General features: G+C 39.1%; 7 protein-coding genes. 4 read left to right on the top strand and 3 right to left on the bottom strand.

Features of this window, described 5'->3' with window-relative positions:
* Nucleotides 1-61 precede the first annotated feature (61 nt).
* Entirely contained in the window at nucleotides 62-247 is a 186-nt protein-coding gene (locus AC13EX_RS24895; protein ID WP_048643149.1) for a hypothetical protein, read from the top strand.
* 300 nt (nucleotides 248-547) lie between these two features.
* On the opposite strand, the gene AC13EX_RS24900 is transcribed toward AC13EX_RS24895, so the two are convergent.
* The 3 genes from AC13EX_RS24900 to AC13EX_RS24910 all read right to left on the bottom strand — a co-directional run bounded on the left by AC13EX_RS24900 (nucleotide 548) and on the right by AC13EX_RS24910 (nucleotide 4,906).
* A complete protein-coding gene (locus tag AC13EX_RS24900) occupies nucleotides 548-991 on the bottom strand; it encodes a nuclear transport factor 2 family protein (RefSeq protein ID WP_482894748.1) in 444 nt (147 codons plus the stop codon).
* A 770-nt stretch (nucleotides 992-1,761) separates the two neighbouring features.
* Complete coding sequence (gene fdhD, locus AC13EX_RS24905) at nucleotides 1,762-2,631, bottom strand: formate dehydrogenase accessory sulfurtransferase FdhD (protein WP_048643151.1); 870 nt, start codon at nucleotides 2,629-2,631, stop codon at nucleotides 1,762-1,764.
* Complete coding sequence (locus AC13EX_RS24910; RefSeq protein WP_482894749.1) at nucleotides 2,615-4,906, bottom strand: FdhF/YdeP family oxidoreductase; 2,292 nt, start codon at nucleotides 4,904-4,906, stop codon at nucleotides 2,615-2,617. The genes fdhD and AC13EX_RS24910 overlap by 17 nt, the downstream gene beginning before the upstream one ends.
* Before the next feature lie 263 nt (nucleotides 4,907-5,169).
* On the opposite strand from AC13EX_RS24910, the gene AC13EX_RS24915 reads away from it, so the two are divergent.
* The 3 genes from AC13EX_RS24915 to AC13EX_RS24925 are packed head-to-tail and all read left to right on the top strand — an operon-like array spanning nucleotide 5,170 to nucleotide 10,320.
* Nucleotides 5,170-6,666 (top strand): sulfatase, encoded by a 1,497-nt coding sequence (locus AC13EX_RS24915; RefSeq protein ID WP_482894750.1) that lies wholly within the window; start codon nucleotides 5,170-5,172, stop codon nucleotides 6,664-6,666.
* 14 nt (nucleotides 6,667-6,680) lie between these two features.
* Nucleotides 6,681-8,192 (top strand): arylsulfatase, encoded by a 1,512-nt coding sequence (locus AC13EX_RS24920; RefSeq protein ID WP_482894751.1) that lies wholly within the window; start codon nucleotides 6,681-6,683, stop codon nucleotides 8,190-8,192.
* Nucleotides 8,176-10,320 (top strand): c-type cytochrome, encoded by a 2,145-nt coding sequence (locus AC13EX_RS24925; RefSeq protein WP_482894752.1) that lies wholly within the window; start codon nucleotides 8,176-8,178, stop codon nucleotides 10,318-10,320. Before AC13EX_RS24920 ends, AC13EX_RS24925 begins: the two co-directional genes overlap by 17 nt.
* Nucleotides 10,321-10,564 lie beyond the last annotated feature (244 nt).

Consider the following 10,564-nt stretch of genomic DNA (forward strand, 5'->3'; position numbering starts at 1 on the left):
TGATAGGCAATGGTTATTTGGGTTATATAGGTGGTGTAGTTTAAAATTTGATTCGATTGTTATGGAAACTTCTTATTTAGATTATTACAAAAGGATAATTAAAAAGGTGAGCTTTGATTTAGGTTTGTTAAAAGATGAGCTCAATAAAGCCAATCAAATCCTTACTGTGGAAGAAAAGGCCCGCTTGAAGAAGTGGATGCTTAGAAATGGACTTTATACCGAAAAACTAAGAGGAAATGCTTTTTAGTAGATTAGGTAAGTCTTTGTTCTATTAATCTTAATTCTGTGAGCACTTTATAACTCCACTATAATGATAAAAAGTAAGACCATTTGGATAAATTTGATGCGATTCCATCAGGAAATACAATGGCTAAAGAAATTTTGGGTTAAATCCATCCAAATGGAGGGAAAGCAGTTTGTCATTACAGGCCTACTTTCCCTCTATTTTTTTGTCCAGATGCATAAATTTTAGTCAGGCCATTTCATTTTTTTCGAGTAATGACTTTTATCTCCTTAGAATGAGGAAAAATGGTTGATTGGAAAGGAATTATTCCTCAATTTTACTTGAGACCATTGCGGCCAATTTCCATTTGCCTTTTACCTTGTGTAGATTTCGTACTTCATAGCTTTTGTAATCCTGTCCATCGAGTTTCATGTTTTGAACATAGATTACAAAAGCCTGATTTCCATTAACCGAAAAATCGAAATCAGAAGTTTCTAATGTAGCTTTTATTGGATTGGAATTGTTTTCCATATCCTCTTTCATAGACTTGCTAATCTCTTCCCAGCTGTCGGATCTAAAACCTGCATTTGTTACTAAAAAGGATACCTCGTTTTTAGAATCCCATTGTGCCGCCCAGGCATCATATTCTCGATTCATATAGGCAGTAGTTTCAGCAGTCAGAACATTTTTTATAGAAGCCTCTTCTTGTTTTTGAGCATAAAGGATGGTAACAAGAAACATGAGGAAAATTGTGAGTGTGGTTTTCATGGTTTTTTGTTTTAGAATTGAATTATTTCACTTATAAAATGTCCATCTGTACACATATTACCTAAAGGCTTTTAAAGACAGTTTTGATCTCAGGTTTGTAAGTTGCAATTCACTTGGTTTTTGATGCAAATAATTCCACCCTTTTTTAAGGGTTATGAGGGGGTTGGGGTTAATCTTTTTTTGAAAGTATAACCAGATTAAAGGCCAATATTTAACTTTAGGAGATTGTTTCAATTATAATATCAAATAAAATTAAATACTAAATATTTGGTAAAATTTATAATTTTATGTTATAAAATAATAATTTAACGATTATTGTTTTATAATAATAGTAATATGTAAAATAATAAGAATAAATATTATCGTAATTTATTTTTATTATTTGGGAATAGGAAAAAGTAGGTAAGGAAATAAGCAATGAAGAAAACTAATTTCCGCATTACAGATTAAAAGCAGAAGATGTAAGTATTAAAATCAGAAGAAGCACATAGTAATCAAAACAAGGTTTTTAAAATTATATAAAAAATATGTGTATTTATGTTTCTCATTGAATCCAGGTATTTTGGGATAATGAAAAGCAGTAATAGTATAAAACCTACCCACCGGTTTAATTCAGAATGAACAATTAATTAGTTCATCAAAAGTTGAAAAATGCAGAAAAAATACCCTGATCACGGTATTTTTAATCTTACCAACCTTCGTACCTTTGAATCAGGTGATAAATAAACTTTTCAAAATGGAATTTTTCCATTGTAAATGGTGGGTAATCGTTAAACTATTTTTTTACCCACTATTTTAATTCTTTCCTCCGCACTGTAGATATTAAAACTTTCATTTTTTAAAAATCCGACCAAAGTCATTTGTTTTTCCTTGGCAAGTGCCACAGCAAGATGTGTAGGAGGGCCAAAAGCAAGTAAAATGGAAATGCCTGCATTAATGGCCTTTTGTGCCATCTCGTAGCTTACACGTCCACTTAACAAGACTATCTTTTCTTTACTCAGTTCAATATTGGCTTGCATACTTGCCCCGATAAGTTTGTCCAAAGCATTGTGTCGTCCAATATCTTCCCTTAACAATAAGAGTTTACCATTCTGATCATACAATGCAGCGGCATGCAGTCCCCCGGTATATTTGAAAGCTGTTTGAGAGGATTGTAGGTTTTCAGGAATGGATAAGATCGTTTCCGGATCTATTTGCCATTGTTTATTAAGTGGTAAAGCTCCATTTTCACATTTCACGGCTTCAATTGCCGTTTTTCCACACACCCCACAACTGGAGTTGGTATAAAAGTTTCTGCCTAGTTTCTTGAGGTCTATAGGATGTCCTTTTACGAATTGAACAATCAGTACATTTCCTTTTTCTTCTGGTTTTACTTTTTGGCAATACCTTATCAACAGAATATCGCTGTGGTTTCTGATGATTCCTTCTGCAAATAAAAAGCCAGTAACTAGGTCAAAATCATTTCCTGGGCTGCGCATGGTTACCAACAAATCTTTTTTATGCCATTCTCCATTTTGCTCAAACTCAAGTCGAATTTGTAAGGGCTCTTCTACTGCTAGCAGGTCCTGTAGTTCAGTGAAGTCTGGTTTATTGTACCTGTGAATACTGCTGAAACTTACTAGGCTATCTGTTGCTTTCATTATCCAATTTTTCCAAAAATACTTCTATATATTTTGAGGCAGGGCAATGGCTTTCTTCTGAATTATTCCCCAAAGCCACCAACACATTTCCCTCAGGAAAATAAACGGATAGGCAACCTTGGGAAATGTCATAAGGGACTACCTGAAAACCTTCAAGTACCCGTTTTTCACCCTCAAAAACACTTGTCAACCGCACCAGATCACCGGCTTTACACCCATATTGGCACATGTCTTTTTCATTCATCATGACCACTTCCCGGCTATTGCTTATCCCTCTATAACGGTCATCATAGCCATAAATGGTGGTGTTAAATTGGTCGTGACTTCTTACGGTCATGAGTATAAAGGGAGTTTCAGGATTTCTGGCTTTGTTAAGTGGATTTATTGTTAGTCGGGCTTTCTTGTCCGCTGTATTAAAATCTCTTTCTCTGGCACCATTGGGAAGGTAAAAGCCTCCTGCTTTTTTTACCCTTTCGTTGTAGGCCTCAAACCCTGGAATGACCTCCTCAATTTTATCCCTTATTAGTTCGTAATTTTCTTTCATACCTTCCCAGTCAGTGGTATTGTTTTTACCTAATACCGCTCGGGCCATGTCACAAACAATGGCTACCTCGCTTTTGAGCTCTGGTGAAGCTGGTGGCAGGTCCCCATGTGACATTCTAACTCGTCCTGCAGTGTCCTCAGTACTGACAAACTGAGGGCCATGGCTGCTAATGTCTTCTTCTGTTCTGCCTAGGCAGGGTAAGATTAGGGCTGTTTTTCCATGAATAAGGTGGCTTCTATTTAGTTTGGTAGAAACATGCAGGGTAAGCGAACATTGTTTTAAGCCATCAAAGACTTTCTCCGTATCAGGAGCTGCCAATGCGAAATTACCACCCATCCCCATAAAAACTTTGCCTTTACCATTAGCCATGGCCTGAATAGCGCCCACAGCATGAACACCTTCTTTTTTAGGAGGTTGAAAGTCAAAGGCTTTTCCCAACCGCTGCATAAAGCGTTCTGGCATTTTTTCCCATATTCCCATGGTTCGGTCACCCTGAACATTGGAGTGCCCTCTTACCGGTAGAGTGCCAGCCCCTGGTTTTCCTATAGCTCCCTTCAACAAAAGGATATTTACGATTTCTCTTATGGTGTTTTCTGCATTTCTATGTTGGGTAATGCCCATCGCCCAGGCGATGATAATGTTTTTCTTTTCTATAAGAAGATTGGCAGCTTCCTTAATTTGATTTTCAGGAACGCCACTTTCCAAGATTAACTGGTCCAATTTGCATTTTTCAATATTCGCGCAAAGCTCTTGATAGCCAGTGGTTTTTTCTGAGATAAATGCATGATCAAATACTTTTCCAGGATTTTGTTTTTCTGCTTCTAAAAGCATTTTAAGCAAGGCTTTCAACAAAGGTAGGTCCCCGTTGACTTTTACCTGTAAGTGAAGGTCATGTATAGATGTAGGTTTTCCAATCCACTCCCAAGGTTTTTGCGGATGGCGAAATTGCAATAAGCCTGTTTCCGGCAAAGGATTCACTGAAATGATCTTTCCTCCCTTGTTTTTCAATTCCTCCATTGCCGTAAGCATTCTGGGTGCATTGGTCCCAGGGTTTTGCCCCATCACTATCAATAAATCTGCTTTTGGAATATCATTTAGCACTACGGAAGCTTTACCAATTCCTAGGGTATCAGTTAGGGCTTTACCTGATGCTTCATGGCACATATTAGAACAATCAGGGAGATTGTTGGTGCCGAATTGCCTTACAAAACACTGGTAGAGAAAAGCGGCTTCATTGCTAGTTCGGCCTGAAGTATAGAAAATGGCTTGGTCAGGTGTGTCAAGGGCATTGAGTTCTGTGGCAATCAGGTCAAAGGCAGCTTTCCAAGTAATAGGTGTGTAATGCGTATCCTTCTCTTTTAATACCATAGGTCGAGTGAGCCTACCTTGCTTTTCCAGCCAATGATCTGATTTCTCCAATAAATCCTCAATGCTGTTTTGCTCGAAAAAGGAATCGTCAATGCTTTTTGAACTTCCTTCCCAAGCTACAGCTTTGGCACCATTTTCACAATATTCTGCGATTTTGGAGACTTTATCTGCATCAGGATCTGGCCAGGCACAGCTCGGACAATCAAAGCCATTGGGTTGGTTAAGTTTAAAAAGGGTTTTCACTCCTTTTCCTATATGGGTCTCCTCCCAGATTCTATAGGCAACGGTCTGTATGGATTTTAGCCCGGCGGCTGTTTCTGCTGGGGGACTGATTTTAACTTTTCTTTTTGGAAGTATAGGCATTTTTGAAAATCTCAGAGGAGTTTGAAATTTATTTATTACAAGGTAAAAAGAATTATAATTTTAAGCTAAAAGGAAGTGGATTGTTCAAAAAGCGGCTATTTTTCTTTCATGACTTTATTATATGCTGGGTCTATAATTTGATCTACACTTCCATTTATTATTAAAGGATTTTACCGCCCAATAAAAGTATGTTTTTATTTACATGATTAACCTTTATATTTAAATTGCTTTAACCTGAATTTTGTCAAATATAAATACACCCAATGTCTCCAAAAAATATTTTACTCTACTGTCTTATTTTTACCGGTTTATTTCAGTCCTGTGGAACGGATGTACAGGAGAAGAAACCCTACAATATTTTATTTATTGCCATTGATGACCTAAGGCCCGAACTGGGTATTTATGGAAATGAAATCATCAAGACGCCCAATTTGGATGCCATAGGTAATTCAGGGACAATTTTTGAAAATCACTACGTTCAGGTGCCTACCTGTGGTGCTTCCCGTTGTAGTATACTTACAGGAATGCTTCCAAGTAGTCGAGCGCATCTAAAAAATTCTGCCATTGAAAAAATGATGGCCGATGTGCCTGAAGGAGAACGACCGGAAAGTTTTGTTCATCACCTGAAAAGGAATGGTTATTATACAGTTGGCATTGGCAAAATCAGTCATTCAATAGAAGGTCTTGTTTATGGTTATGAAGAAAGCCCCGAAGGAGCAAAGGCGGAAATGCCTTACAGTTGGGATGAGATGCTTTTTGATGCAGGAAAGTGGGGGAATGGCTGGAATGCTTTTTTCGGCTATGCAGATGGCTCAAACAGGCAAGGTAAAAAGAAACAGGTGAAACCATACGAGGCAGGAGATGTATCTGATGAAGGTTATCCAGATGGACTTTCTACTCAATTGGCCATAAAAAAACTTAGAGAATTGGCGGATAAAGAAGAGCCGTTTTTTATGGGCTTGGGTTTATTTAAACCTCACTTGCCATTTACTTCTCCCAAAAAGTATTGGGACTTGTACGATAGGGATGAAATTCCTTTATCAGGGGCTCCGGATATTCCCGAAAATATTGATTTGAGCAGTTTACAAAGAAATGGTGAGTTTAATCAGTATGCTCTGGGAGAAGAAAAAGCCAGTCTAGAGCAGCCCTTATCAGATGAGTATGCCAGAAAGCTTAGGCATGCATATTATGCAGCAGTAAGTTACAGTGATGCCTTGGTAGGTAAAGTTATGCAGGAGCTAGATGAGTTGGGCTTGTCCGATAATACCATTGTTGTAGTGTGGGGCGATCATGGATGGCATCTTGGAGACCAAAGAGTATGGGGTAAACATACCATTTTTGAAACTGCGTTAAGAAGTCCCTTAATAATAAAGGTCCCGGGTCAGGAAGCCCGCAGAATTTCTTCGGATATGCCTGTCAGCAGTATTGACCTTTACCCGACCTTAATGGAACTAACAGACATTCCTACCAATTTCCAATTGGATGGGCAAAGTCTGATGCCATTGATTAAAGAGGGGAAAGACGAGAGCAGAGAAGCCTTGGCCTTTAGTTACTTTAATAATGGTATTTCAATGCGAACAGACAAGTATCGCTTGATGAAATATTTTAGAGAGGAAACGCCGAAAATTGAATTGTACGACCATATCAATGATCCTTTGGAGAAAAAAAATATAGCAGCTGAGCAGCCTGAATTGGTTGAGCAGCTCTTGGTTCAACTAGAAAAAGGAGACACTGGACTGTATTCAGAGAAGAACAATTAATCATAAAAGCCAAAATGAAATTTATTCAAAATAGTTTACCCAATTATACACTGCTTTCGGCCATTTTTTTAATAGCTGCAGTATCTTGCGCCAGTAGCAAGGAAGAAGAAGTCCTTGAAAAGCCAAATATCATTTATATTCTTGCTGATGACCTTGGCTATGGAGACCTGAGCTTTCTAGGTCAGACTAAATTCAAAACCCCAAATATTGATAAATTGGCGGCTGAGGGAATGGTTTTTACCCAGCATTACGCAGGCACCACTGTTTGCGCACCCTCCCGTTCTGCACTGATGACGGGATTACATACAGGCCATACTCAGGTAAGAGGTAACAGGGGTTTAAACGGAGGCCAATTCCCATTAAAAGAAGGAACACAAACCTTGGCTACTTTATTGAAAGAAGCTGGATATGCAACCGGTGCTTTCGGGAAATGGGGTTTGGGTTATCCAGGATCAGAGGGAGAACCACTCAATCAGGGTTTTGATGTGTTTTTCGGTTTTAACAGTCAGACAATTGCTCATAATTATTATCCTAGAGAGTTATGGGACAATGATAAAATTGTAAAACTTGAAGGCAATCAGGGGACGGAACAAGGGCAATATGCACCTAACCTTATTCAGGAAAAAAGATTGGCCTTTATTGAGAAGAATAAAGATACTCCTTTCTTTATGTTTGTCCCTACTATTGTTCCACATGCAGAACTTTTTGCTCCAGAAGAATACATGGAAAAATTCCTCACCAAAACAAATCCTGAACCACCTTATCAATATGAAAGCAAACTGGGACCTGAAACTTATTATGATGGGTTAGACGATCCCGAACATCCACGATATAAGGCGGGTGGTTACGGATCACAGGCTTATCCTCACGCTGCTTTTGCCGCCATGGTCACCTTATTGGATGATCATGTTGGTCAGATCGTAAGCAAATTGGAGGAATTAAATCTTGTGGAAAACACTATTGTTATTTTTACTTCAGATAACGGTCCACATCTTGAAGGAGGAGCAGATCCGGATTTTTTCAATAGCAATGGCCCTTTTCAGGGATACAAAAGAGACTTGTATGAGGGTGGGATTCATGTGCCAATGATTGTAAGTTGGCCTACAAAAGTCAAAAAAGGAAGTGAAACTGACCATGTTAGTGCTTTTTGGGACATTTTGCCTACATTTTCTGATATTGTAGGAATTGAAACGGTAGGGACTTTGGATGGAATCTCATTCCTTCCCACCCTTTTAGGCACCGACAGCCAACCTACTCATTCCCACCTTTACTGGGAGTTTCATGAAAAGGGAGGAAAACAGGCAATAAGAAAAGGTAAATGGAAAGGAATAAAGTTAAATGTTTTTGAAGGAAATGAAACGATTCAGCTTTATGACCTAGAGCAAGATCCAGGGGAGACTAAAGACTTGGCCAGGGAATACCCTGAAGTAGTAGAAGAAATAAAAGGCTTAATGCAAAGTTCCAGGACAGAGGATTCTGAGTGGCCATTTGAAGAGAAAATTGAAAGGGATGTTAAGAACAACTAAAAGTTTTCTGGTTTTAATTTGTCTAGCAGTAGTCTTTTCTTGTTCACAGGAAAACAATAACTCTAAAGCAAAAGATTACCGTACATGGGAGCATTATCGTGCTTCAAAAACAGCGGCTCAGTTTTCAGGTTTGGATCAAATAAACAAGGAGAATGTTCATTTTTTGCAGCCAGCATGGACTTTTCATACGGGTGACAGTAAGGAGAGAACACCCATGGAATGCAATCCAATGATTATAGGGAAGGTCATGTACGTGAGTTCTCCCCAGCTTGATTTGATAGCATTAGACGCTGAAAAGGGAACAGAGCTTTGGCGTTTTGACCCTGAGCTTTACAGTCAGTCAGGAGGAGTAAATAGAGGTTTTTTTCACTATAAGGAAGGGGAGCGCATTCGCATTTTTATGGCAGTTGGCCATTATCTTTTTGCTATAGATGGTGAATCGGGAGAATTGGTCTCTGAATTTGGGGAAGAAGGGAAGCTAGATTTGCGTAAAAACCTCGGTGTTGATCCGGAAAGCCTTTCTATTTCTCTTAGTACACCTGGGGTAGTGTTTGGAGATTTGCTAATTATTGGTTCAGCAACAGGGGAGGGTTATGATGCTTCTCCCGGACATATTAGGGCATACAATGCCAAAACGGGTGCTTTTGAATGGATATTTCATACCATTCCAAAAGAAGGTGAGGTTGGATATGATACTTGGCGTTGGCAGGAAGGAGAAAACTATGGGGGAACAAATAACTGGGGAGGATTGAGTTTGGATGAGGAACAAGGTTGGGTGTATGTTTCCACAGGATCTCCAGCCTATGATTTTTATGGAGGAAACAGGATAGGAGAAAATCTTTTTGGGAATTCTATCGTAGCCTTGGATGCTAGAACAGGGGAAAGGAAATGGCATTATCAGGCAGTTACCCATGATATTTGGGATTATGACTTGCCTTGTGCGGCCACTTTGGTGGATCTGCCTACTGAAAATGGTACAGTGAAAGCGCTGGTACAACCAACTAAAATGGGAGAGCTGATAATATTGGACAGGATAACGGGAGAATCCTTAATGGATATGGAAGTAAAAAATGCACCTCCTTCCTATGTGCCCGGAGAAGTAGCACATCCCACCCAAAAGTTTAATCAAGGAATTACCGTTGTGAGACAAGGCTTGGACAGTACAAGTTTGACAAATATTTCTGCTGAAGCCAATGCTTATGCGAAAAATGAATTTAAAAAATACCGCAACGAAGGTATGTACACTCCCCCGAGTCTGGAGGGAACAATCACCAATCCAGCCACAAGAGGAGGAATGATTTGGGGAGGGGCCTCCTATGACCCTGTCAACCAAATGCTCTATGTCAATGCGAATGAAATACCCATGATTTTACAGTTACGTAATATTTCTGAAAATCAAGATGGTAACGGTTTGAATGGAATGCTACCTGGGAGAAGTACTTATCTTTCCAATTGCTCCAACTGTCATGGTGCAGACTTACAAGGCCTAACGGATGCATTTCCTTCCCTGAAAAACATAAAAGACAGGCATTCACGAGAATCTTTGGCTAAGATAATTACTCAGGGGAATGGTTTGATGCCAGCATTTCAAGGTTTCAATAAAGAAAAGTTAAATGCGTTATTGGATTACTTGCTTGAAGTAGAGCCTGTATCGGATCCTATCCATGATATCAAAGAGGAAGCAGGAGCCACAGACAGGTATGTTTTACAAGGCTTTCGACTTTTTACAGATGAGGAAGGTTTTCCAGCAAGTATGCCACCTTGGGGTACTTTGAATGCCATTGATTTAACAACAAATACCATTAAATGGAAGGTGCCCTTGGGTGAATATCCTAAATTAAAAGAAAGGGGAGTAGCACCTACCGGAACACAGAATTTTGGGGGTTGTGTAGCCACTGCCGGTGGACTGGTTTTTATGGGAGGGACACCTGATGAAATGTTCAGGGCTTTTGATGTTTCCACGGGAGAAATCCTTTGGGAATACAAACTTCCATTTGGAGGGTATGCAGTTCCTTCAATTTTTGAAGTCGAGGGGAGGCAATATGTAGTCATTGCAGCTGGTGGAGCGAATAGGTTGGGCACTCCTGCGGGTGATGCTTATGTGGCATTTGCCTTGCCTGAAAATTAAAAATTATTGTAAACAAAATAAGATCCCTCCTTTTGCTAAGTACTTTTTTTTGAGTCTAGTTTGAAGTAGGTGTTTTGTTTCATGTTTATGGTGTAATTTATTAAACCCGAAATATGCAATAGACATTCTATTACGTGCTGAAATCGCTTTAAAATCAGCCACTTCGTTGCTGTTTTCAATTTCACCATAGCGGTGCTATGCTAAAATCTCCAAACAGTCTGATTTTCTTGCGATTGCAACACTT

The sequence above is a fragment of the Cyclobacterium sp. L-R genome (genome assembly GCF_056859355.1).

What these genes read in the sequence shown, in the direction of transcription:
- AC13EX_RS24895 (WP_048643149.1), top strand. Translation starts at nt 62, where the DNA reads ATGGAAACTTCTTATTTAGATTATTACAAAAGGATAATTAAAAAGGTG.
- AC13EX_RS24900 (WP_482894748.1), bottom strand. Translation starts at nt 991, where the DNA reads ATGAAAACCACACTCACAATTTTCCTCATGTTTCTTGTTACCATCCTT.
- fdhD (WP_048643151.1), bottom strand. Translation starts at nt 2,631, where the DNA reads ATGAAAGCAACAGATAGCCTAGTAAGTTTCAGCAGTATTCACAGGTAC.
- AC13EX_RS24910 (WP_482894749.1), bottom strand. Translation starts at nt 4,906, where the DNA reads ATGCCTATACTTCCAAAAAGAAAAGTTAAAATCAGTCCCCCAGCAGAA.
- AC13EX_RS24915 (WP_482894750.1), top strand. Translation starts at nt 5,170, where the DNA reads ATGTCTCCAAAAAATATTTTACTCTACTGTCTTATTTTTACCGGTTTA.
- AC13EX_RS24920 (WP_482894751.1), top strand. Translation starts at nt 6,681, where the DNA reads ATGAAATTTATTCAAAATAGTTTACCCAATTATACACTGCTTTCGGCC.
- AC13EX_RS24925 (WP_482894752.1), top strand. Translation starts at nt 8,176, where the DNA reads ATGTTAAGAACAACTAAAAGTTTTCTGGTTTTAATTTGTCTAGCAGTA.